The 22,836-nt window shown below is 69.1% G+C and carries 19 protein-coding genes; 10 read left to right on the top strand and 9 right to left on the bottom strand.

Annotated elements, in window-relative coordinates; genetic code table 11:
* The first annotated feature begins 32 nt into the window (after positions 1 to 32).
* Positions 33 to 1,472, top strand: coding sequence for an adenylosuccinate lyase (gene purB, locus HMPREF9719_RS06455; protein WP_004601185.1), 1,440 nt, complete (start codon positions 33 to 35; stop codon positions 1,470 to 1,472).
* A 67-nt stretch (positions 1,473 to 1,539) separates the two neighbouring features.
* On the opposite strand, the gene HMPREF9719_RS06450 is transcribed toward purB, so the two are convergent.
* Positions 1,540 to 2,559, bottom strand: a complete 1,020-nt coding sequence (locus HMPREF9719_RS06450) for a 3'-5' exonuclease (protein WP_004601184.1) — start codon at positions 2,557 to 2,559, stop codon at positions 1,540 to 1,542.
* A gap of 543 nt (positions 2,560 to 3,102) precedes the next feature.
* A complete protein-coding gene (gene leuA / locus HMPREF9719_RS06445) occupies positions 3,103 to 4,923 on the bottom strand; it encodes a 2-isopropylmalate synthase (protein ID WP_004601183.1) in 1,821 nt (606 codons plus the stop codon).
* 576 nt (positions 4,924 to 5,499) lie between these two features.
* On the opposite strand from leuA, the gene HMPREF9719_RS06440 reads away from it, so the two are divergent.
* The 4 genes from HMPREF9719_RS06440 to HMPREF9719_RS06425 all read left to right on the top strand — a co-directional run bounded on the left by HMPREF9719_RS06440 (position 5,500) and on the right by HMPREF9719_RS06425 (position 11,095).
* The gene (locus HMPREF9719_RS06440) at positions 5,500 to 6,765 is read left to right on the top strand and encodes an aspartate kinase (protein WP_004601182.1); all 1,266 of its coding nucleotides are present in this window, start codon (positions 5,500 to 5,502) and stop codon (positions 6,763 to 6,765) included.
* A 76-nt stretch (positions 6,766 to 6,841) separates the two neighbouring features.
* Positions 6,842 to 7,879 (top strand): aspartate-semialdehyde dehydrogenase, encoded by a 1,038-nt coding sequence (locus HMPREF9719_RS06435; RefSeq protein WP_004601181.1) that lies wholly within the window; start codon positions 6,842 to 6,844, stop codon positions 7,877 to 7,879.
* A gap of 285 nt (positions 7,880 to 8,164) precedes the next feature.
* Positions 8,165 to 9,502 (top strand): YkvI family membrane protein, encoded by a 1,338-nt coding sequence (locus HMPREF9719_RS06430; RefSeq protein WP_244848202.1) that lies wholly within the window; start codon positions 8,165 to 8,167, stop codon positions 9,500 to 9,502.
* 201 nt (positions 9,503 to 9,703) lie between these two features.
* Positions 9,704 to 11,095 carry a YkvI family membrane protein gene (locus HMPREF9719_RS06425; RefSeq protein WP_004601179.1) on the top strand — a complete coding sequence of 464 codons (1,392 nt, stop codon included), beginning with the start codon at positions 9,704 to 9,706 and terminating at the stop codon, positions 11,093 to 11,095.
* 43 nt (positions 11,096 to 11,138) lie between these two features.
* Here HMPREF9719_RS06425 and HMPREF9719_RS06420 read toward each other — a convergent pair whose 3' ends face one another.
* Positions 11,139 to 11,717, bottom strand: a complete 579-nt coding sequence (locus HMPREF9719_RS06420) for a sigma-70 family RNA polymerase sigma factor (protein ID WP_004601178.1) — start codon at positions 11,715 to 11,717, stop codon at positions 11,139 to 11,141.
* Positions 11,718 to 11,888: 171 nt separating this feature from the next.
* Here HMPREF9719_RS06420 and HMPREF9719_RS06415 point away from each other — a divergent pair, with 171 nt between their 5' ends.
* The 4 genes from HMPREF9719_RS06415 to HMPREF9719_RS06400 all read left to right on the top strand — a co-directional run bounded on the left by HMPREF9719_RS06415 (position 11,889) and on the right by HMPREF9719_RS06400 (position 16,338).
* A complete protein-coding gene (locus tag HMPREF9719_RS06415) occupies positions 11,889 to 13,439 on the top strand; it encodes a catalase (RefSeq protein ID WP_004601177.1) in 1,551 nt (516 codons plus the stop codon).
* Positions 13,440 to 13,700: 261 nt separating this feature from the next.
* Positions 13,701 to 14,903 carry a sensor histidine kinase gene (locus HMPREF9719_RS06410; RefSeq protein WP_004601176.1) on the top strand — a complete coding sequence of 401 codons (1,203 nt, stop codon included), beginning with the start codon at positions 13,701 to 13,703 and terminating at the stop codon, positions 14,901 to 14,903.
* Positions 14,900 to 15,562, top strand: a complete 663-nt coding sequence (locus HMPREF9719_RS06405) for a response regulator (RefSeq protein WP_004601175.1) — start codon at positions 14,900 to 14,902, stop codon at positions 15,560 to 15,562. The genes HMPREF9719_RS06410 and HMPREF9719_RS06405 overlap by 4 nt, the downstream gene beginning before the upstream one ends.
* A gap of 344 nt (positions 15,563 to 15,906) precedes the next feature.
* Positions 15,907 to 16,338: a hypothetical protein gene (locus tag HMPREF9719_RS06400; RefSeq protein WP_004601174.1), complete on the top strand. Its 432-nt coding sequence runs from the start codon at positions 15,907 to 15,909 to the stop codon at positions 16,336 to 16,338.
* A 100-nt stretch (positions 16,339 to 16,438) separates the two neighbouring features.
* On the opposite strand, the gene HMPREF9719_RS06395 is transcribed toward HMPREF9719_RS06400, so the two are convergent.
* From HMPREF9719_RS06395 to HMPREF9719_RS06370, 6 genes are read right to left on the bottom strand one after another with little or no spacing between them, the layout of a single operon-like run.
* On the bottom strand, positions 16,439 to 16,792 hold the full coding sequence (locus tag HMPREF9719_RS06395) for a monovalent cation/H(+) antiporter subunit G (protein WP_004601173.1): 354 nt from the start codon (positions 16,790 to 16,792) through the stop codon (positions 16,439 to 16,441).
* 10 nt (positions 16,793 to 16,802) lie between these two features.
* The gene (locus tag HMPREF9719_RS06390; RefSeq protein ID WP_004601172.1) at positions 16,803 to 17,075 is read right to left on the bottom strand and encodes a hypothetical protein; all 273 of its coding nucleotides are present in this window, start codon (positions 17,073 to 17,075) and stop codon (positions 16,803 to 16,805) included.
* Positions 17,072 to 17,491 (bottom strand): monovalent cation/H+ antiporter subunit E, encoded by a 420-nt coding sequence (locus tag HMPREF9719_RS06385; RefSeq protein ID WP_004601171.1) that lies wholly within the window; start codon positions 17,489 to 17,491, stop codon positions 17,072 to 17,074. The genes HMPREF9719_RS06390 and HMPREF9719_RS06385 overlap by 4 nt, the downstream gene beginning before the upstream one ends.
* 2 nt (positions 17,492 to 17,493) lie before the next feature.
* Positions 17,494 to 18,993: a monovalent cation/H+ antiporter subunit D family protein gene (locus HMPREF9719_RS06380; protein WP_004601170.1), complete on the bottom strand. Its 1,500-nt coding sequence runs from the start codon at positions 18,991 to 18,993 to the stop codon at positions 17,494 to 17,496.
* Complete coding sequence (locus tag HMPREF9719_RS06375; RefSeq protein WP_004601169.1) at positions 18,994 to 19,509, bottom strand: cation:proton antiporter subunit C; 516 nt, start codon at positions 19,507 to 19,509, stop codon at positions 18,994 to 18,996.
* Positions 19,510 to 19,513: 4 nt separating this feature from the next.
* Positions 19,514 to 22,528, bottom strand: a complete 3,015-nt coding sequence (locus HMPREF9719_RS06370; RefSeq protein ID WP_004601168.1) for a DUF4040 family protein — start codon at positions 22,526 to 22,528, stop codon at positions 19,514 to 19,516.
* Positions 22,529 to 22,656: 128 nt separating this feature from the next.
* Here HMPREF9719_RS06370 and HMPREF9719_RS06365 point away from each other — a divergent pair.
* The coding region (locus tag HMPREF9719_RS06365; protein ID WP_004601167.1) for a hypothetical protein at positions 22,657 to 22,836 on the top strand (180 nt) is incomplete at its 3' end.

The raw sequence follows: 22,836 nt of genomic DNA, 5'->3' as shown, positions 1-22,836 counted from the left end.
CGCCCGCGCGGCCCGGGTGCGGGGGTGCGATAATGGCCGTCGTGGCTGAATCAACGCGCATTTCCAATGTCCTTGCCAGCAGGTACGCCTCCGAGGAGATCGCCCGGCTCTGGAGCCCGGAGCACAAGGTCCGGCTCGAGCGCGAGCTGTGGATCGCCGTGATGCGCGCCCAGGCCGACCTCGGGGTGGACATTCCGGCAGAGGCGATCGCCGACTACGAGCGCGTCGCCGGCGACGTCGATCTCGAGTCGATGGCGCGCCGCGAGCGGGTCACCCGCCACGACGTCAAGGCCCGCATCGAGGAGTTCAACGCGCTCGCCGGGCACGAGCACATCCACAAGGGCATGACGAGCCGCGACCTCACCGAGAACGTCGAGCAGGTGCAGGTCTACCGCAGCCTCGTCGCGCTGCGCGACAAGGCCGTCGCGATCGCGGCCCGCCTCGCGGAGCACGCCGTCTCCCACCGCGATCTCGTCATGGCGGGGCGCTCCCACAACGTCGCGGCCCAGGCCACGACGCTCGGCAAGCGCTTCGCCAGCGCCGCCGAGGAGCTGCTCGCCGCCATCGAGCGTGCGGACGAGCTCATCGCGCGCTTCCCGCTGCGCGGCATCAAGGGCCCCATGGGAACGAGCCAGGACATGCTCGACCTCGTCGGCGGCGACGAGTCGAAGCTCGCCGAGCTCGAGGAGCGCATCGCGGGGCACCTCGGTATCGAGCGCACCCTCGACTCCGTTGGGCAGGTCTACCCGCGCTCCCTGGACTTCGACGCGATCTCCGCACTCGTGCAGCTGGGCTCCGCGCCCGCGTCGCTGGCGACGACGATCAGGCTCATGGCCGGCAACGAGACTGCCACCGAGGGCTTCAAGAAGGGCCAGGTCGGCTCGTCGGCGATGCCGCACAAGATGAACGCCCGCTCCTGCGAACGCGTCTCGGGCCTCCAGGTGGTGCTGCGCGGCTACCTCGCCATGGCCGCGGAGCTCGCCGGCACGCAGTGGAACGAGGGCGACGTGTCGTGCTCGGTGGTGCGCCGCGTCGCGCTGCCGGACGCGGTCTTCGCGCTCGACGGGCAGTTCGAGACCTTCCTTACCGTGCTGCGTGAGTTCGGCGCGTTCCCCGCGATGATCGACAAGGAGCTCGAGCGCTACCTGCCGTTCCTCGCGACGACCCGCATCCTCATGGCGGCGGTGCGCGCCGGCGTCGGCCGGGAGACCGCCCACGAGGTCATCAAGGACAATGCCGTCGCCGTCGCGCTCAACATGCGCGAGAACGGCGGGGAGCAAGACCTCGTCGAGCGCCTCGCCGCGGACGATAGGCTTCCGCTCGACCAGGCCGCCCTAGAGGAGGCGCTCGCCGACCGGCACGCGTTCATCGGCGCGGCCGGCAGCCAGGTCGACCGGGTCGTGGCCCGCGTCGAGGAGCTCGCGAAGCGCCACCCGGACGCCGCGTCCTACCGCGGCGGGGAGATCGTCTAGCCAGCTGCGAGGCCCGCACCGCCCGTCGCGTCGCGCGGCGGGCGGTTGCCGTCCGCGAAGGCGCGCCTCACTGCGCTGGCCGGAGGGCCATGACGATCCGGCCGCAGGCCTCGGCGTCGGATTCCGCCTGGTGGTGCATGAGCCGGAAGCCGGGAACCAGCGCCTTCGTTACGGTCGGCAGCTTGTAGTTCTTCAGACCGGGGACGAGCTTCCTCGCGGTCTTGTAGGTGCAGAACATGTGCTCCGGGGCGGTCTTGATCCCGTAGAAGGAGTCGAGGTCCCGCCACACCTTGAGATCGAATTCCGAGTTATGCGCGAATACCGGTAGCCCGGCGTGAAACTCGGACACCCAGGTCTCGAGGTTCGGCCACATTGGCGCGTTGCGCACCTTGCGCTTCGAGATGCCGTGCAGGTGGGTGAACTCGAATTTGTCGTAGCCGGGCGGCGGCTTGATGAGCGTGCTCTCGCGCCGGACGACCTTCCCATCGACGAACTTCACGAGCGCGATCTTGCAGGCCGACGCGCCGCCCTGCTTGTTCGCGGTCTCGAAGTCGACGGCGACGAACGAGGGGCTGGCGAGGACCTCCGGCGGCGCGACCGGGCCGGTGCGTTTCCGGGTGCGTCGCCGCGGCGGCTCGGACGACGCGGCGGTCTTGCCCGTCGTTGGCGCCGACGTGGTGGCCTTGTGCTCGGCCTTGCGGGACTTCTCGAGCTCGACGAGGCGCTTCCACTCGGCGTGGTACTCGCTCGGGTCCTCGCCACGCTCCTTAGCTCGCAGCTCGTGCGCCTTCGCCAGGCGCTTCTGCAGGTCCAGGCGGTAGTCCTCGCGCGGTGGCGCGAACTCCAGCGCCAGCCAGGCCTCGATCGTGTCGACCTCGCCGGAGTAATCCTTCTGCTTGCGCTGAATGATCGCGACCTGCTTGACGTAGAACTCCATGACGCTCGAGGAGTTCTCCCGCGCGGCGGCGACCATCGCGCCCATGCAGCCTTGGGCGAGTTCGAGGGCCTCGGGAAGCTTGCCGGTGCGCTTGAGCTTGTTGACGTCGTCGATCCAGTCGCAGATGTCGCGGCCGTTGAACTTCGGCATGAACGTCTCGTCGGCGACCGGGGCCGGCGCGGCAACGGCCGGAGTCGGTGCCTCGATTGGCGGAGCCGGCGCGACGGCGCGCCCCGATTCCGCCGGCGTCAGCTCGATGGCGAACTCGTAGATTTTCTGAGAGCCGAATGACGGGCTGCTGCCCGGGGAAGCGAGCGAACGAAGCCAACGCAGTAGACCCATACTTCACACCACCGTCTAGAAAACGAGAATTGACGTGGACCAACCACGCAGCCCCAGAGAGGTTCGCGCGCTCGTTTCCGCCGCGGCATGAGAGTTTCGAAGAACCTTATGGGTGCGAGACGATCCCGGTAGCTCAGCGGATAGTTGCGCCTCGCCCCGCTGACCTGCGCACAGATAATAAAGGATTCGCGCCGGGCGGGAGCCGCGATAGCCGAAAAAAGGGGGGAGGAGTTTCCCCGTCCGGCCCGCGGCTGTGGCGCCGCGATGCTGGGGCCGGCGCGGGACAGAAAACGAGCCCGGCCGGCCAGGGGAAGATTCCCGCTGGGCGGCCGGGCTCGGGCCGGGCGCTACTTAGTTCTTCGCGGCGCGGTTGATCGCCGAGTTCATCGCGGCGATCGTCGCGGCGGTGGTGGAGGTGTTGATCCCCACGCCCCACGCCTCGGTGCCGTTGACGCGCGCGAGCACGTAGCAGGCGGCGTCGGCGTCCTCGCCGGCGCTGCGCGCGTGCTGCGCGTAGTCGAGGTTGGAGAACTCGATGCCTAAACCCCCGAGCGCGTTCGCGTACGCCGCGAACGGGCCGTTGCCCTCGCCGGTGATGGTGCGCTCCTCGCCGTTGAAGCGGATCCGCGACTCGACGCCGACGGGCTCGCCCTCGTTCTTCGGGTGGTTGACCCCGAAGCTCACGACGTCGAGCGGCTCGGTGGCGTCGAGGTACTCGTTGGCGAAGATGTCCCACATCGTCTTCGAGTTGACCTCGCCGCCCTCGGCGTCGGTGACGGCCTGGATGACCTGGGAGAACTCCACCTGCAGGCGGCGCGGCAGCTGGATGCCGTGGTCGGTCTTCATGAGGTAGGCGACCCCGCCCTTCCCGGACTGGGAGTTGACCCTAATGACCGCCTCGTAGGTGCGGCCCACGTCCTTCGGGTCGATGGGCAGGTAGGGCACCTCCCACGTGGAGTCGCGCAGCTCCTCCCAGGAGACCTCGTTGCTCGTCGCGCCGGGGTGCACGTCGTCGGCCATCGCGTCGAGGCCCTTGTTGATGGCGTCCTGGTGGCTCCCGGAGAAGGCCGTGAAGACCAGGTCGCCGCCGTAGGGCACGCGCTCGGACACGGCGAGCTGGTTGCAGTACTCGACGGTCTCGCGGATGCGGGGCAGGTCGGAGAAGTCGATCTGCGGGTCGACGCCCTGGGTGAAGAGGTTCAGGCCCAGGGTCACCAGGTCGACGTTGCCGGTGCGCTCGCCGTTGCCGAACAGGCAGCCCTCGACGCGGTCCGCGCCGGCCTTCAAGGCCAGCTCGGTGGCGGCAACCCCCGTGCCGCGGTCGTTGTGCGGGTGCAGCGAGAGGATGATCGAGTCGCGCCGCTTGAGGTTCTTGTCCATCCACTCGATCGAGTCGGCGTACGTGTCCGGGGTCGCCATCTCCACCGTGGCGGGCAGGTTGATGATGATCGGGTCCTCAGGGCTGGGATCCATGATCTCCACGACGGCGTCGCAGACCTCCTTGGCGTAGGAGAGCTCCGTGCCGGTGTAGGACTCCGGGGAGTACTGCCAGCGGAAGTTCGTCTCCGGGTAATCGGCGGCGATCTCCTTGAGCAGCTTCGCGGCGTCGGTGGCGATCTTCTTCACTCCCGCGCGGTCCTTCCGGAACACGACGCGCCGCTGGAGGATCGACGTGGAGTTGTAGAAGTGGATGATGACGTTCTTGATGCCGCGGCACGCCTCGAAGGTGCGGCGGATGAGGTGCTCGCGGGCCTGCACCAGCACCTGGATGGTGACGTCGTCGGGGATGAGGTCCTCCTCGACGAGCTGGCGCACGAAGTCGAAGTCGGTCTGCGAGGCCGAGGGGAAGCCCACCTCGATCTCCTTGTAGCCCATGTCGACGAGCAGCTGGAACATGCGCGCCTTGCGCTCCGGGCTCATCGGGTCGATGAGCGCCTGGTTGCCGTCGCGCAGGTCGACCGCGCACCACAGCGGGGCGCGCTCGATGGCCTTGCCCGGCCACGTGCGCTCCTTGAGGTCGACCGGCTCGACCTCGTTGGCGAAGGACTGGTAGCGCCCATAGGGCATCGACGAGCCGCGCTGCTTGTTCCACGCGGGCTGCCCGGGGGCGGGGTCCCCGTCGGGCGTGCGGATCGAGGCCGGCGCGGTGAACGACTGATCGGGGGAGGTCATGGTTGCGGGATGCTCCTTATTTTCATCGGAACTCGTGGTGCGCCCGAGCACAGTGGCGCGGGCGGCGCCCGGGAAAAAGGGGCGCGCGGTTCTGTCCTAGAAACTAACGCGCGCCGCCGGGCGGCACAGGGGTGGGGAGGGGAGATCGCCCAAGCGCGGTGCCTTATCGCCCCGACGGGGCCGACAAAGGAAAGGTGGCGATTCGTGGGGCCTCGATCAAGGCGAGGCGGCACGCCGGCCGGCGCAACCTTCTCCGCGGCGGGGGCTGGCCGTTCGAGCGGCGGTCGCGGGCTAGGCCGAATCTAGGCGCCGGCGCGACCGGGGTCTGCTCAAGCGATCGGGGTTGGGATCCCGCCGCGGCACGGAAGGAGCGAGTCCAAAAGAATCCGAGCCTGCAGCATCATGGGGCTAAGTGTAACGCATGCCACGCTCGAGGCGAAAAGAGGCGGGCGAAGCGTGCCGTGGTGGAGCGCTCCGGTAGCCTAGGCAACCGGGCTAGACCAACCGGACGCCCCTTAAATGTGACCACCGCGGCGGCCGGCCGCGAAGCGGGAAGGGTGAGTGAAGGGAAGCGCCATGGCTCTCATCGTGCAAAAGTACGGCGGCTCCTCCCTGGAGTCGGCCGAGCGGATCCGCAACGTCGCCGAGCGGATCGTCGCCACCAAGAAGCAGGGCAACGACGTCGTCGTCGTGTGCTCCGCGATGGGGGACACCACCGACGAGCTCCTCGACCTCGCCGCGCAGGTCTCCCCGGTGCCGCCGGCCCGCGAGATGGACATGCTGCTCACCGCCGGGGAGCGGATCTCGAACGCGCTCGTGGCCATGGCCATCGAGTCCCTCGGCGCGGAGGCCCAGTCCTTTACCGGCTCCCAGGCCGGGGTGCTCACCACCGAGCGCCACGGCAACGCCCGCATCGTCGACGTCACCCCGGGGCGGGTGAAGGAGGCGCTCGATGAGAACAAGATCTGCATCGTCGCCGGCTTCCAGGGCGTCAACAAGGAGACCAGCGCGATCACCACCCTGGGCCGCGGCGGCTCGGACACGACGGCGGTGGCGCTCGCAGCGGCTCTTAACGCGGACGTCTGCGAGATCTACTCCGACGTCGACGGCGTCTACACCGCCGATCCCAGGATCGTGCGCAACGCCCGCAAGCTCGACACCATCTCGTTCGAAGAGATGCTCGAGCTCGCCGCGGTCGGCAGCAAGATCCTCGTTTTGCGCAGCGTCGAGTACGCGCGCGCCTTCGGCGTCCCCTTACGGGTGCGCTCCTCGTACAGCAACGACCCCGGCACCCTCGTTACCGGCTCGATGGAGGATATTCCCATGGAAGAAGCAGTTCTCACCGGCGTGGCCACCGACAACTCCGAGGCCAAGGTCACCGTGCAGGGCATCCCGGACCTCCCGGGCGAGGCCGCGAGCGTGTTCCGGCTGCTCGCCGACGCGGAGATCAACATCGACATGGTGCTGCAGAACATCTCCTCCCTCGAAGACAACCGCACCGACATCACCTTCACCTGCCCCCGGGCCGACGGGCCGCGCGCCATGGAGCTCCTGCGCGCCGCGCAGGAGGAGAAGGGCTGGCTCAACCTGCGCTACGACGACCAGGTAGGCAAGGTCTCCCTCGTCGGTGCGGGCATGAAGTCCCACCCCGGGGTCACCGCCGACTTCGCCGAGGCGCTGCGCGACGGTGGTGTCAACATCGAGCTCATCTCCACCTCGGAGATCCGCATCTCCGTGCTCATCCGCGAGCACGACCTCGCCACCGCCGCGCGCGCCATCCACGAGCGCTTCCAGCTCGGCGGGGAGGACGAGGCCGTCGTCTATGCTGGGACGGGGCGCTAGCGCCGGCCCGCCGTAAGCGGCACGGCCGCGCCTAGCCGACAACCAAACGACCGTCTAGGAGGGTGGTTTCAGGGCCATGGCTCACGTCGCGATCGTGGGCGCCACCGGGCAGGTGGGCCGCGTCATGCGCAGCATCATCGAGGAGCGCGACTTCCCCGTCGACCGGCTACGGCTCTTCGCCTCGGCGCGCTCCGCGGGGCTGGAGCTCCAGTTCCGGGGCGAGAACATCGAGGTCGAGGACCTCGCCACCGTCACCGAGGAGAGCGTCGCCGACGTCGACATCGCTCTGTTCTCCGCGGGCGCCGGGGTCTCTAAGGAGTACGCCTCGGTCTTCGCCAAGGCGGGCGCGACGGTCGTGGACAACTCCTCGGCCTTCCGGCGCGACGACGAGGTGCCGCTCATCGTCAGCGAGGTCAACCCCGAGCGCGCCCACTCCACGCCCAAGGGCATCATCGCGAACCCGAACTGCACGACCATGGCGTTCCTGCCTGCGATCAAGGCCCTCCACGACGAGGCCGGCCTCGAGGCGCTGACCGTCGCGTCCTACCAGGCCGTCTCCGGTTCCGGGGTCGCCGGCGTCGAGACGCTCGCCAAGCAGGTCTCCCAGATCGGCGACAACAACGTCAACCTCATCGACTCCACCGAGCCGCTCGCCGCGATCGACGCGGACCTGGGCCCCTACCCGGAGCCCATCGCCTACAACGCGGTGCCGTTTGCCGGCAACGACGCCGGCGACGGCACGGGGGAGACCGACGAGGAACAGAAGATGCGCAACGAGTCGCGCAAGATCCTCGGGCTGCCCGACCTCAAGGTCATGGGCACGTGCGTGCGCATCCCCGTGATGACCGGGCACACCATGGTCATCAGCGCCCGCTTCGGCGAGGAGATCAGCCCCGAGCGCGCCGAGGAGCTGCTGCGCGTCGCGCCCTCCGTCGAGCTGCGCGACATCCCCACCCCGCTCGCCGCGACGGGCCTCGACGTCAGCCTCGTCGGCCGGGTCCGCCGCGACCCCACCGCGCCCGAGGGCCGGGGCTTGAGCCTCGTCGTGGCCGGCGACAACCTGCGCAAGGGTGCGGCACTTAACGCCGTGCAGATCGCCGAGCTGCTCGTCTAGCCCTCTCGCCTCACTTTTCACCTGCGCATCGTCGCGCCTGCTCGCCGCCCGCCCCGGGGTCCCCGGGGCGGGCGGTTTTACGCTCGCGGTATAGTCGTGCCATACCTTCCCGAACGCTTTGGTTATTCTTTCCACGGCGCCGGGCCGCGCGGCGCGACTTGCCCGCCGCACCCCGTCCCTGATGGTCGACGGTAGTGCGTGCCGAAGGCGACGAGCGCCGCGCTCGAGCCGCGCCGTTGTGCAGGAGTTGAGAAACACATGCTGAAAAGAGCACTCGTCATTGCCATGGCAATGGTCGGGCTCGTCATCGGCGCGGGGTTCGCCTCGGGTCAGGAGCTTCTCCAGTTCTTCGTCTCCTTCGGGCTGAACGGCCTGTGGGGCGTGCTCATCTCCCTGGTGGTCATGGTCATCGGCTCGGTGGCGATCATGCAGCTGGGCAGCTACCTCCACGCCCGGGAGCACACCGCCGTCTTCAACCGCGTCGCCTCGCCCGCGGTCGCGGCCTTCCTCGACTACGCGATCATGTTCGGCCTGTTCTGCCTGGGCTTCGTCATGATCTCGGGCGCGGGCTCGAACTTGAACCAGCAGTTCGGCTGGCCGACGTGGGTCGGCTCGGTAATTCTCCTCGTCCTGCTCATCGGGATGGGCTTCCTCGACGTCGACCGCGTCTCGAAGATCATCGGCATGGTCACCCCGATGATCATCGTGCTCATCATCCTCGGCGCGGTCGTGACGTTCTTTAACTCCGACTGGGACATCGACCGCCTCAGCCAGGTCGCCGGCACCATCGAGCACCCGCTCGGCGCGGGGCAGTGGTGGCTCGCCGCGATCAACTACGTGGGCCTCAACCTCGTGTGCGGCGGCTCGATGGCCGTGGTGATCTCCGGGTCGAGCCTAGACACCAAGGCCGCCGGCATCGGCGGGCTCATCGCCGGCATCGTCTTCACGCTGCTCCTGCTCGCCGCGACGACCGCGCTGTTCCTCAACGTCGACGTCGTCAAGGACGACGACGTCCCGATGCTCACGCTGCTCTACAGCATCCACCCGATCGTCGGCCTGGTCATGGCGCTGACCATCTACCTGATGATCTTCAACACCGCGGTCGGCAACTTCTACTCGCTGGCCAAGCGCATGACCCGCAAGAAGCCCGACTGGTTCCGCCCGGTGTACTTCGTCACCGTCGGCGTCGGCTTCATCTTCGGCTTCCTGCCCTTCGACCGGCTGGTCAACGTCGTCTTCCCGATCCTCGGGTACCTCGGCATCGTCCTGTTCGTCGTGCTCGCCGTGGCGTGGGTGCGCGGCCGCCCGCTCATCACCACCGAGGAGAACCGCCGCAACCGGGTGCGCCGGCTGCTCGCCAAGCGGCTCGACCCGCGCGAGCAGTACACCCGCCGCGACCGCGCGGAGCTCCACCGGATCGCCGCGAAGTCGAATATCTCCGACCGGCAGCTGCTCATCAGCCTCGTCGGCGAGGTCGAGGAGGAGCTCGAGGGCGACTCGGACCTCGACTACGAAGCGAAGTTCGGCGACCTCAACGAGCTCGACGCGGACAAGGACGACGCCAGCGACGCGCTCGTCGACGAGCTCATCTCCGCGGAGGCGCGCCCGGGGAAGCGCCGCTAGCCAGATCCCCCGTTCCGGGCCCGGGGCTGGGCGGGGTCGGCCGAACGAGGGAACCCGGCCGCCCTGCGCCAAGGGCCATGCACTAGAGTTAATGAGATCTAGCACCCAGGGCCCGCGCGGCGGGGCGCTCGCTCGCCCCGCGCCTGAACTCGCTTGCTTCCCCGCCGGGCCCGGCAGCCCGCTCGACTGAGGAGCCGCCCCGTGTGGAAGAACGCCTGGATCGTCGCCCTATCACTCATCGGCCTGTGCGTCGGTGCCGGCTTCGCCACCGGCCAGGAGCTGTTGCAGTTCTTCGTCTCCTTTGGCTTTAAGGGCCTGTGGGGCGTGGGCCTGGCGATGCTCGTCATGATCATCAGCTCGATCGCGATCATGCAGCTGGGCAGCTACCTCCAGGCCAGGGAGCACACCGCGGTCTTCAACCGCATCGCCACCCCGTGGCTCGCGCGCTTCCTCGACGGGATGACGATGTTCACCCTGTTCTGCATGGGGTTCATCATGATCGCCGGCGCGGGCTCGAACCTCAACCAGCAGTTCGGCTGGCCCACCTGGGTCGGCTCTCTGGCGCTCGTCGCGCTGCTCGCGGTGATGGGCATGCTCGACATCGACAAGGTCTCCCGCGTCATCGGCGGGATCACCCCGATCATTTTCGTGCTCATCGTCGTCGCCGCGGTCTACACGTTTGCCACCGCCGACTGGGACCTCCAGGCCCTCGAGCCGCACGCCACCTCCGTCGATAACCCGCTGGGCGCGCCGACGTGGTGGCTCGCCGCCATCAACTACGTGGGCCTCAACCTCATGGCCGGCGCCGCGATGGTGGTCGTCATCACCGGCACGAATCTCGATACCCGTTCCGCGGGCCTGGGCGGAGTGCTCGCCGGAATTATCTTCACTATTCTTCTCGCCGTCGCGACGCTGACCCTTTTCCTCAACGTCGCCGAGGTCAAGGATGACGACGTACCGATGCTGTCGGTGCTGACGAATATTCACCCGACCATGGGCCTGTTTATGGCGATCGTGTCCTTCCTCATGATCCTCAACACCGCGGTCGGCGATTTCTACGCCCTCGGCAAGCGGCTCACCCGTCGCCACACCGAGCGCTTCCGGATCACCTACCTCATCTCCCTGGTGATCGCCTTCGGCTTCAGCTTCTTCCCCTTCGACCGGCTCGTGAACGTCATGTTCCCGATCCTCGGGTACCTGGGCCTGATCATGCTGCTCACCTTCATCGTCGGGTGGCTGCGCGGCCGGCCGGTCATCACGACCGAGGCGAGCCGCCGCCGGCGGATCTACCAGTTCGTCACCAAGCGGCTCGACCCGCGCGAGCAGTACACCCGCCGCGACCGCGCGGAGCTCCAGCGGGCGACGAGGAAGTCGAATATCGCGAACCGCAAGCTCATCGTCTCCATGGTCCACGAGGTCGAGGAGGCGCTCTCCAACGACTCGGACCTCGACTACGAGCCGATCTTCGACGACATCGACGACTTCAGCGATTACATCGACAAGCGCGGCCGGGAGACCGCCTCGAGCGAGGAGCAGTTCCGCGCCCCGGAGGAGACAGATGCCGGGCAGTCCCAGGGCTCGGCGAAGGAGTAACTGAAGCCCCGCCGCGAGGCCCCGCGGGGCCCGCCGGCCCGGGCTAGGCGCGCGTCGTGGGGCTCTCGGCGGCGGCGCGGGCGGCGATGAGGTCGCCGCGCGCCCGGGCCACCCGGGAGCGCACCGTGCCGAGGCGCACCCCGGTGATGCGCGCGGTCTCCTCGTAGCTGTAGCCGAGGATCTGGGTGAGGATGAGCGCCTCGCGGCGCTCGGGCGCGAGCTCGTCGATCAGCCGGCGCACGTCGAGCCACTCGGAGATCGACTGCTCGTCCGAGCCGCGGGCCGGCACGCGGCGCACGGCGTCCTCGTCGGCGGCCGCCCGATCCTGGGGGCGGGCGACGTCCTTGCGGACGCTGTCGACCCACACGCGCCGAGCGATCGCGAGCAGCCAGGTGCGCGCCGAGGAGCGCGCCGCGAAACGCGGCAGGGCGTTGATGACGCGCAGGAAGGTCTCCTGGGTGAGGTCGTCGGCCTGCTGGCGCCCCGCGAGGTGCGCGAGCAGGCGCCAGGCGTCGTCCTGCGTGGCGCGGATGAACGCGCTCAGTGCGCGGCGATCGCCACGGCCGGCGCGCACCGCGAGGCGGGTGATCTCCTCGTCGTCGGCGCGGGAATGAAGACTCACGATCCCAATTCCTTAAATAGCCTTACCTTCGTAAGGATTAGGTGAACTTAGTGCAATGGTAGTACGAAAGGTTGAAATTTTCCGCTGAGCTTGAGCGGCGCCCTGTTATCTCCGTAACCTCGCTATCACAGACGTCACGTTAACTCTCGAATTCGGAGGTTGCCAGCAGCAATGTCGGCCAACGACCAGAACATCGACGACATCCTCAGCCGCGGGCTGCGGAAGACCGAGGAGGGCCCGACCCGCCGCCACAACGGCGCCCCGGTCCCCTCGGAGAACCACTCCGTGACGGCCGGTCAGGGCGGCCCCGTCATCCTCAACGACATTCACCTCATCGAGAAGCTCTCTCACTTTAACCGCGAGCGCGTGCCGGAGCGTACCCCGCACGCCAAGGGCAACGGCGCCTTCGGCGAGCTGCACGTCACCAACGACGTGTCGAAGTACACCAAGGCCGCGCTCTTCCAGCCCGGCACGGTCACCCCCATGGGTATCCGTTTCTCCACCGTCGCCGGCGAGCAGGGCTCCCCGGACACGTGGCGCGACGTGCACGGCTTCGCGCTGCGCTTCTACACCACCGAGGGCAACTACGACATCGTCGGTAACAACACCCCGGTGTTCTTCCTCCGTGACCCCATCAAGTTCCCCGATTTCATTCACTCGCAGAAGCGCGTGAAGGGCTCGGGCCTGCGCGATGACAACGTGCAGTGGGACTTCTGGACCCGTACCCCGGAGTCGGCTCACCAGGTCACCTACCTGCTCGGCGACCGCGGCACGCCGCGCACCCAGCGGGAGATGAACGGCTACGGCTCCCACACCTTCCAGTGGATTAACGCCGAGGGCGAGGCCTTCTGGGTGAAGTACCACTTCATCTCCCAGCAGGGCGTCCACAACTTCACCGACGAGGAGGCCGCCGAGGTCGCCGGCAAGAACGCCGACTACCACCGCCAGGACCTCTACGAGGCCATCGAGCGCGGCGACTACCCGCGGTGGGACGTCAAGGTCCAGATCATCCCCTTCGAGGACGCGAAGACCTACAAGACCAACATCTTCGACGTCACCAAGGTCGTGTCCCACAAGGACTACCCGCTCATCGACGTCGGCTACTTCGAGCTCAACCGGAACCCGCGGAACTTCTTCGCGCAGATCGAGCAGATCGCTCTCGATCCCTCGAACCTCGTTCCGGGCATCGGCTTCTCGCCGGACAAGATGCTCATGGGCCGCATCTTCGCCTACGCGGACCAGCAGCGCTACCGCATCGGGCCGAACTACCAGCAGCTCCCGGTCAACCAGCCGATCGTGCCGCGCCACTCGTACAGCCACGAGGGCCCGATGAACTACATCTTCAACGACGGCGGCGACCCGGTCTACAGCCCGAACGGCTACGGCAAGGGCGCCGGCTACCTCGACAACGGCGAGGACTCCGGCTCCGGCCAGACCTACGGCCCGGCCGACGACCTCATCCACAACCCCGACCCGGAGAACACCGACATCGGCCGCTGGGCATACGTCAAGCACGAGGCCGACGACGACTTCTCCCAGGCCGGCGACCTTTACCGCAACGTCTACGACGACGCGGCGAAGGAGCGCTTCATCCACAACATCACCAACAAGATGGCCAACCTCGACCCCGAGGTTGAGGAGCGCGTCTACTGGTACTGGGGCCAGGTCGACGAGGACCTCGGCAAGCGCGTCAAGGAGGAGAACGAGCGCAAGAACCACTAAGGTCTCCTCGCTCGTCGCCCGGATAGCGAATAGCCCGGGCTAGCGCATGAGGCGGGCCCCGCCCGGCCACCACGGCCGGGGCGGGGCCCGTTTTTTCAGCGTCTGCGCCGGCTTCCGAGGCACTGGCGGGCTTGCTCTCATCTTGAGGCGCCGGCCTAGAGCGGCCCTCCTTGCTGCCGGCAGCTGGCTAGGATTGGTCCCACCTGCCGGTGAGCGCGCGAGGCGCCCGCCGGCCGAGACACACGGGGCGGTGGTGGGGCGGTGACGACAAAGCCAGCCGGGCTACGCGCCGCGCCTTGGGCGCGCAGCGGCGCGTACGTCGTCGCCATCGCCGCGGTCAGCCTCCTTTCCGCCGCGGAGACCACCGGCTGGCAACGGGGCGGGGTGCTTGCGCTCGGCGCGCTCGCCGCGGCGGCGAGCCTGTGGCGGCGCCGCTTCCCGTATCTCCTCGTGGCCTGCGCGTGTGCGATGACGGCGCTCGCCACCCAGGCGCTGCTCGTGCCGGCGCTGTTCAACCTCGGGGTTCGGCGCGCCCGCGCCGGGGCTCTCGTTGCCGCAGGGGTCTCCGTGGGGCTGCTCGCAATAGTCTCTTCCCGCGGCGAGCGGGTCGTCTCGATCGAGGGTATCGACCTGGACGCAACGAGTGGGCTCGTCGGCTGGGCGCTCAACGCGCTCGCGATCGTCGCCGTTCCCTACGCCGCGGGTGCCTTCGTCTCGACCCGCCGCGCGCTGACCGATAGTTTGCGGGCCCGCGCCGAGCACGCGGAGGCCGAGCGCGCCGCCCGCGCCGCCGAGGCGGTGCTCAGGGAGCGCGCCCGCATCGCCGCCGACGCGCACGACGTGCTGGGCCACAAGCTCTCTCTCGTGGCGCTGCAGGCCGGCGGGCTGGAGCTCCACGCCGGCGACGGGGCGGAGGTTGTGGCCGAGCAGGCCCGCCTGCTTCGCCGCAGCGCCCGCGACGCGCTCGACGAACTGCGCGTCGTCATCGGTTCACTCGAGGAGGCGGGGAGTGAGGCCGCGGGCGATCCCCGCGCCACCTCCAGCGCGGGACCGGCGGGCATCCGTCGTCTGGTGGCGGAAAGCAGGCGCGCGGGCGCCGCAGTGGATCTCGTCGACGATCGCCTGAAGGCAGGTGCCGCGCTGCCTCCGGAGACCGCGGGGGCGGCTTTCCGCATCGTCCAGGAGTGCCTGACCAACGCCCACCGCCATTCCCCGGGCGCACCGGTGCGCGTCGTGCTCTCCGGCGGCCCGGGGGAGAGCCTGCGCATCGAGTGCCGCAACGCCGTGGCCGAGGCCCCGCGTCGCGCCGCGCTCCGCGCGGGCGGTCGCGGGCTGGCGGGAATGCAACGACAAGCCAGCAGGGCCGGAGGGCGGCTCGTCGCGTTCGAGGAGGACTCCGTCTTTGTCGTCCGCGCGGAGCTGCCCTGGCCGGATCCGGTGACGACAGCGGGGGAGGATCGATGATCCGGGTGCTCATCGTCGACGACGACCCGCTGGTGCGCGCCGGCCTGCGGTTCATCCTCGAGGCCGCGGAGGACATCGTCCCCGTCGCCGAGGCCGCGGATGGGCAGGAAGCCGTGGTTTCGGCTGCCCGCACCCGGCCCGACGTGGTGCTCATGGACCTGCGGATGCCGGGCACCGACGGGCGTGTGGCTACCGCTGAGCTCGCGGCCGGCGCCGACCAGCCTCGGGTGCTGGCGCTCACCACCTTCGACGCGGACGAACTGGTGCTCGGCGTCCTGGACGCGGGGGCGAGCGGCTACCTCCTCAAAGACGCCCCTCCGGAGGAGATCATCGGCGCCGTGCGGGAGACCGCAGCGGGGCGGACGATCCTCTCCCCGCGCCACGCGGGGCTGCTGCTCGAGCGCTACCGCGACAACCCGGAAAACGCGCGGCGCAACCGGGCCTGGGAGCGGCTAGCTGTGCTCACCGACCGGGAGCGCGAAGTCGTCGCCTGCGTTGTGGAGGGGCTCACCAACGCTGAGATCGCCCGGCGGCTGTACTTCTCCGCGGCGACGGTGAAGGCGCACCTCGGGCACATCTTCGGCCGGCTCGGCATCGATAACCGGGTCCAGCTGGCGGTGCTCGGCCACGACGCCGGCCTCGCTGCTGACGAGGACTAGACCGCTAGCGCGTAAGCGCCCTCTAGGCCGACCGGCCGATCCGGTTTCTAGCTGCCTGGGCGATGTCATAAGCCCCGCGCCGCCCATAACGTGTGAGTACATAAACCCGCGAAAACACGAGGCTCTGAGTGGTTGTTCTCGGCCCCCAGACCTGGTGAAGGAGATTGGGCTGGAACGATGAGCGCAACCAAATACGACGAGCTCGGTACATCGGCTTTCCGAGAACCGGCAAGAACCATCCAGTGCACGTGTTTGCCGGCCGGGTCGCGCGGCGACGAGACGGCCGCCGTCGGGACGGCCGCGACTCCGTTCAGTCCGATCCGTCTAGATATGAGTCCTCGGCCATGACTGTCGTCGGTCCCGCCGGCCCGCAACCGGTGCTCCGCGACAGCTACCTGGGCGCGACCACGGCAGAGCTGCAGCGCAATAGCGTGCGCCGGCGTCTCGTGGGGCTTGTTAACCAGAAGCTGTTGTTTCCCCACCGGGGCGCCGTCGCCCTCGCCGACGACCGGATCGAGCTCTGCGGGTGGCGCACCGTTCGGCGCGGCGAGGTCGTCGCCGTGGAACGCGGATTCATCCCCGAATACGGGCGTGTCGCCGCCGGCGGGCTGCGCGGCGGCTTTCCGTCGTTTGGCTTTATCGAATCGATTGGCGCGCCCCTGGTTATCCGGCTGAGAAGCGGGAGCAGCATCGTGCTGCTCGTGGGGTACACCTGGTGGTCCGGCGCGTCGAAAAACCGCTCCTGGAAGCCGGCCGTCGCCGCACGTCTGAGCTGAGAAGAAACAGCGGGCGCACACGTCCGCCCCGCGCGCCAGCGGGCGCGCGGGGCGGGGAGAGGGGAGCGGCGCCTCGGTTGGCGCCGCCCTGGAGTGATGTCTAGAAGCGGCTCGGCTCGGAGCCGTCCTCCTCGCTGACCTTGTGGGCGGCGTCGTCGACCTCCCGGGCGTAGAGGCTGCGCCCGAGGTAGAACGACGCGACCGGCGCGACGATCCACAGCGCCGCGATGGTGAGCAGCGCCCAGATGAAGTCGCGGGCGACGAAGCCGTTCTCGCCCCACTGGACGACGAGCTGCGCGGCCACGAGGATCGGCAGCGCGACGCCGACGGTGAGCCCGAGGACGTTGGCGCGGCTGATCGGCCCGCGGCACAGCCACAGGGAGATCGCGTTGATCCCGATGAGCGCCGCGCCGAGGATGACGAGCGCCGAGGCGATGATCTCGTAGAGGGCCATGGCGATTCTTTTACCTCCTTCCCCGGGACACGATCCTGCTCAGCGAGATGGTCGGCAGGACCCCGGCGACGAGCGCGCTGAGCAGCGCGACCTCGAAGCCGATGGACGTGGCGGTGGTGAGCGTCCACACGACGAAGATGCACACCATCGAGTAGAACACCATGTCGGAGAGCACCACCCGGTTGAGCACGTTGTTCGTCTTGAACATGAGCACCACCGCGGAGAGCAGCGCCACCGCGATGACCGCGATGGCCACGGTGCAGACGATGTCGAAGGGGCTCACAGCTTGTCCTCCTCGAGGGGATCGGGATAGAGGTAGTACCGCTCGTCGAGCGTCTCGTGGTCGCCCTGGCCCGGCACCCCGTGGTCGATGCCCTTGACCTTGGGGTTGAGGCGCTCCTCCATCTCTGCGAGGGAGGCGATCGCGTCCGACGGGTCCTGGCCCTCGAGGACGTGGACGATGAGCGTGTAGGGCTCCCCGTCGCGGGCCGGCTCGCGCAGCCCCATCGACAGGGTCGTGGGCGTCACGGTGATCGACGTGGAGAACCAGAAGACCTGCCACGCGGTCGTGACCCGAAGTGGGTAGTAGATGATCACCGGCCGGAAGTACCTGCCCGGCTTGAGGGTGTGGTACGCGAGCTTAAACCCGGCGGCGAAGATCTCCTTGATGAGCCAGGGAATGTAGAGCAGCACGTGCATGACTAGGCACCTCCCATCGCGGCGCTGTCGCCCAGCACCGCGGAGACGTAGTTGGCCGTGTCGAGCAGCCCGTCGGTGGCCGTGAGGAGCGCCTCGACGAGCGGGCCGGCGAAGACGAACATCCCCGCGGAGACGGCGATGAGGACGAGCGAGGGCCAGATCAGCCTCGTTTTGATCCGCAGGTTCTCGGGCACGTCCTGCATGGGGTGGCCCCAGAACGCCTTGCGCCAGACGCGCAGCATCGCGAGCAGCGCCGCGAAGCTCGCGACGACGATGACGACGATGACGAGCCAGGAGCGCCAGCTGGCCTCTTCGGCGACGGCGCCGACGACGAGCACCTTGCCCCACAGCCCGGAGAAGGGCGGCAGCCCCACGACCGAGAAGGAGCCGGCGGCGACGATCGCGGCGATGAGCGGCTCGCGGCGCATGAGCCCGGAGAGCCGCTTGATGAGCCCCGTGCCGTAGGTCTCCTCGATCGCGCCGGAGGCGAGGATGAGCCCGCCGACGGTGACCATGTGGTGGACCATGTAGAGCACGCCCGCGGCGAGCGCGTGGCGCTCGTTGCCGCTCGTGAACGCCAGCACGACGAGGATGAACGGCATGCCGTTGACCATCTGGTAGGCGATGACCCGCCTGATGGAGTTCTCCGCGAGGCCGGCGAGCGAGCCGACGAGCATGGAGGCGACCATGACGACGACGATGAGGGTGTTCCACCGGTCGTCGAGGTCGAAGATCGTCGTGTAGATCCTAAAGAGCATGTAGACGGCGACCTTGGTGTGCAGCGCGGAGAACAGCCCCATCACCGCCGCCGAGGTGCCCGGGTAGGTGCGCGGCAGCCACGTGTGCACGGGGAAGACCCCGGCCTTCGCGGCGACCGCGATGATGACCAGCCCCATCGCGACCGTCACCGGCCCGCCGCCGGCGGCCGCCCCTTCGAGAGCAGCGATGTTGACGGTACCGGCCTGCGAGTAGACGAACGCGACGCCGACGACCAGCATCGTCGAGGCCGCGAGGTTGATGACGACGAACATGCGCGCCGACGCGAGCCTCGACCACGTGCCGGTCATGGCGATGAGCCCGTAGGAGGGCAGGAGCATGACCTCGATGAACACGAAGAAGTTGAAGAGGTCCGCGGTGAGAAGCGCGCCGTTGACGCCGGTGATGAGGATCTGGGAGAGCGCCGGGTAGAACTGCGAGCGCGTGTCGCCGTTCGCGGTGGCGAACCAGTTCGCCGTCGCCGCGACGAGCCCGGTGGTCACGAGCATCACGCCGGTGAACGCGTCCGCGGCGAAGGGGATCGCCACGCCGCCGGGGAAGAGCCCGATGTTGTGGGCGATCGTCCCGTTCGCGGCGGTGTGCGCGAAGACGAGCCCGCCCGCGACGGCGGAGAGCGCCGGCACCGCGATGTGGAGCGTGTCGCGCGCCCACCGCCACGGCAGGATCGCCGCCGCCGCGCCCGCGAGCAGCGGGACGACGACGAAGAGGGATAGAAGCGATTCCATCTAGCGGTCTCCCTTCGGCGTCTGGTCGGTGGGCTCGCCCGCCGGGGGCAGCTCCCAGGCGGGCTTGTTGCTCTTCCAGTTGGCGGTCTCCTCGGCGCGGGCCTCGGCGACGGCCTCCTCGTGGGCGCGCTCGTCGGCGGTGGTGCGCGTCGAGCGGCCCAGCGTCGAGAGCGGGGAGCGCACCGGGCGCCGGCCGCTCATCGCGACCGGGTCCTGGACCTCGGTGTCGTCGCTGCGGCCCACGGCCGCGACGGTGAGCAGGATCGAGGTGATCGCCATGGAGATGACGATCGCGGTGAGGACGAACGCCTGCGGCAGCGGGTCGCCCGCCACGTCTAAGTCCGCGCGGTCGGGGAACGCCTCGCCGCGCAGCTCACCCACCCCGGCGGTGAGGATCATGAGGTTCGCGGCGTGGGCGATGAGCTGCATGCCCATGACCACGCGCACGAGCCCGCGCTGCTGGACGAGGTACACCCCGCCCGCAACGAGCAGCCCGATGGTGAGAGCGAGAAACACGGTGCTAGTCCTCCTTCCCCGCGTCGGTGAGGCGGGCGGTGTCGATTCCGGGGATCGTCTCGCGGCCCGGGGTGCGCGACACCGCGCCGCGGCGGTCGGTGCGCTCCGGTCCCCCGTCGTTGGCGCTGCGCGTCGGGGAGAACGGCTCCGGGTGGTCGGCGGTGGTGATCTCCTCGGGGAAGCTCAGCGCCGGGGTGTCGGGCAGCGGACCGCCGACGCGGGTGTAGTCGAGCTCCTCGACCGAGCCGACGCCCGGGCGCAGGTAGCCGCCGAGCGCGTTGATCGCGGCGAGCAGCATGCCCACGACCGCGAGGTAGATCCCGCCGTCGAAAAGCAGCGAGGTCGTTAAGTGCACGTCGCCGACGTGCGCGTAGAGGGGCCTGAGGAAGGAGCCCTCGGCGTAGCCGATGAGCCCGGTCGCCACGGCGAGCGCCACGCCCACGGCCACGAGCCAGATCGGCGTCGAGGGCCTAAAGAGGATGGAGTCGCGGCCCTGCGCGAGGTAGAGCAGCATCATGCCGGCCGCGGCGATGAGCGCGGCGATGAACCCGCCGCCCGGGTCGCCGTGGCCGCGCCAGAAGACGATGACGCTGAGCACGAGGAGCACGGGCGCGAGCAGGGTGAAAACCTTCGCCATGGGCACCGAGTTGAGCTGCGACTGGCCGAGCGGGTTGGGGCGGGTGCCGGCGAAGAACGGCATCCGCGGCGCGGAGCGCACCACCGAGGTGATGACCAGCGCGGCCATGCCCAGCACGGAGAGCTCGCCCAGGGTATCGAGGGCGCGGAACTCGACGATGATCGTCGCGACGATGTTGTCGCCCTCGGTGATGGCGGGGGCGTTGTCGAGGTACCACTGCGCGAGCTCGGAGCGGCCGTTGCGCCCCATCATCGCCCACACGGCGATGAACGCCGCCGCGCCCGCGGCGAGCGCGATGATCGCCGAGCGGGCGGCGCGGGCGCGGCTGGGCCGCGGGAAGGAGCGCGGCTGGTAGCGCACGACGAGCATGAAGATGACGACGACGATCGCCTCGACGAGCAGCTGGGTGAGAGCCACGTCCGGCACGGAGAGCATGAGCATCTGCAGGGTGACGCCCACGCCCGCGACGCCGAGCAGCACGACGCTGGTGAGCCGGCTGTGGCTGATCGCCAGGCCGACGACGGCGATCGCGACGATCGCGAGCGGCACGACGTCGGTGGCGGTGGTGAACTCCCCGCCGGAGTCTGGCAGGCTCACCCCGTCGATGCCCGGGCCCGCTAAGAGCGTGACGGCGACGAGCGCGACGGCGAGCCCGACGGGCCACACGATGTGGCGCGAGGGGCTAAACGAGTCGGCGAGCTTCGCGAGCGGGCGGCCGACGTGCGTGAACGAGCGGTTGACGTGCTTGAGCAGGCTGTTGCCGCTAAACGGCAGAAGCTCGCCCTCGACCGCGGCCCAGATGCGGTGCCGGAAGGCCACGCCGACCGCGCCGAGCGCGATGACCACCACGGAGATCACCAGCGGCAGGGTGATGCCGTGCCACAGCGAGAGGTGGGTGTGGGCCTCCGCGCCGGTGGAGGCGACGACCGCGTCGACGACGTCGTCGAGCAGCCACGGCGCGAGCCCCACGGGCAGGGAGAGCAGCCCCGGCAGCGCGGCGGGCAGCCACAGCGAGACGGGCGCCTCGTGGACCTCGGGCTCGTCGCGGTCGGGGTCGCGGGCCGGGTCGATGAACGCGCCGACGAGGTACTTCGCCGAGTAGGTGAAGGTAAGAAGCGCGCCGATCGCGGCGAGCGTGAGGAGCAGCCCCACGCCGACCGCGCCGACGGGCGCGTCCTGGAACGCCTCGAGCATGCCCTCCTTGGAGACGAACCCGAAGGTCGGGGGGATCGCCGCCATGGAGGCGACGCCCACCGCCGCGGAGGCGAAGGTGAAGGGCATCTTCCGCCAGATCGACCCGAGGCGCGCGATGTCGCGGGTGCCGTTCTCGTGGTCGACGACGCCGATGAGCATGAACAGCGAGGACTTAAACAGCGCGTGCGCGAGCGTGTGGACGACCGCTGCGCCGAGCGCGAGCGGGGTGCCCACACCGATGGTCGCGACGATCCAGCCGAGGTGGCTCACCGTCGAGTAGGCGGTGAGCTTCTTCATGTCGGTCTTCTGGATCGCGAAGAACGCGCTCACCACGGCGGTGACGATGCCCACCCAGATGAGCAGCCAGTTCCACGCCGGCACGTCGGAGAACACCGTGGAGAAGCGCAGCAGCACGTAGACGCCGGCCTTGACGACCGCGGCGGCGTGGAGGAACGCGGAGACCGGCGTCGCCGCGGCCATCGCCTCGGGCAGCCAGAAGTGGAAGGGCAGCTGCGCGGACTTCGTGAACGCGGAGACCGCGACGAGCAGCGCGACCGCTGTCGCGACCCCGGCGCGCTCGGCCCACACGTCGGACGCGAGGATTGCGTCCAGGCGGGTGGTGCCCGCCTGGGTCGCGGCGATCATCAGCGCGACAAGGAGCGTGAGCCCGCCGAAGAAGGTGAGCACGAGGGTGCGCATCGAGCCGCGCTCGCCCGAGGAGCCCGAGCGGGCGATGAGCATGAACGACGCCAGGGAGACGAGCTCCCAGGCGATGAAGAGCACGACCACGTCGTTGGCGAGGACGAGCAGCACGATCGACAGGGTGAAGGCCGTCATGATCGTGTAGAAGCTCGTGTTGCCCTCCCCGCGGGGGAGGTAGGCCGCCGAGTAGACGAACACGACCGTGCCGATGCTCAACGCCAAGAGCGCGAAGAACGCGCCGAGCGCGTCGGCCTTGAGGGCGAAGTCGAGGTCGGCGCCCGAGCCGAGCGCGTCGGGCACCCACGTGAACTCGAAGACCAAGGGTTCGCCGGAGAGAATCCCGGGGAGCTGCGAGGCGAGCGTCACCGCCCCCGCGGCGAGCAGCGCCGCGAGCGGCCACCCGGCCTTCCTATCGAAGAGTCGCACCGCCGGCGGCGACACCACCACCGCGCCGACGGCTAGCGCGACGACAATCGCGACTGTCACGAAAACTCACACAATCCTTGTCGGCTGGTTAATATGTAGGGCTTTACAAACCCCTCTTACGCTATCAGCACGCGCTCAGCCGCGTCCGGGCCAGGCCTGGCTGCCCTGCCGGTTTAGACTTGAGCGCCATGAGGGACATGACCGGGCGGCTGCTCGCCGCCCTCGCGGCCGTGCCGCTTGTTCTCGGCGCCGTCATCGTCGCCGCCACCGGGCTCGGCATCCAGCACTCGTGGCTCACGCTCGACGAGGCCGCCGACGGCTTCCGGCCCGCGCCCTCGGCGGCGGGCCCGGCGGCCGCGGGCGGCCGC

Source organism: Corynebacterium otitidis ATCC 51513 (assembly GCF_000296405.1).
GTDB classification, from domain to species: Bacteria; Actinomycetota; Actinomycetes; order Mycobacteriales; family Mycobacteriaceae; genus Corynebacterium; species Corynebacterium otitidis.
The sequence above is the reverse complement of the archived record's forward strand: the minus strand, read 5'-3'. Positions and strand labels throughout refer to the sequence as shown.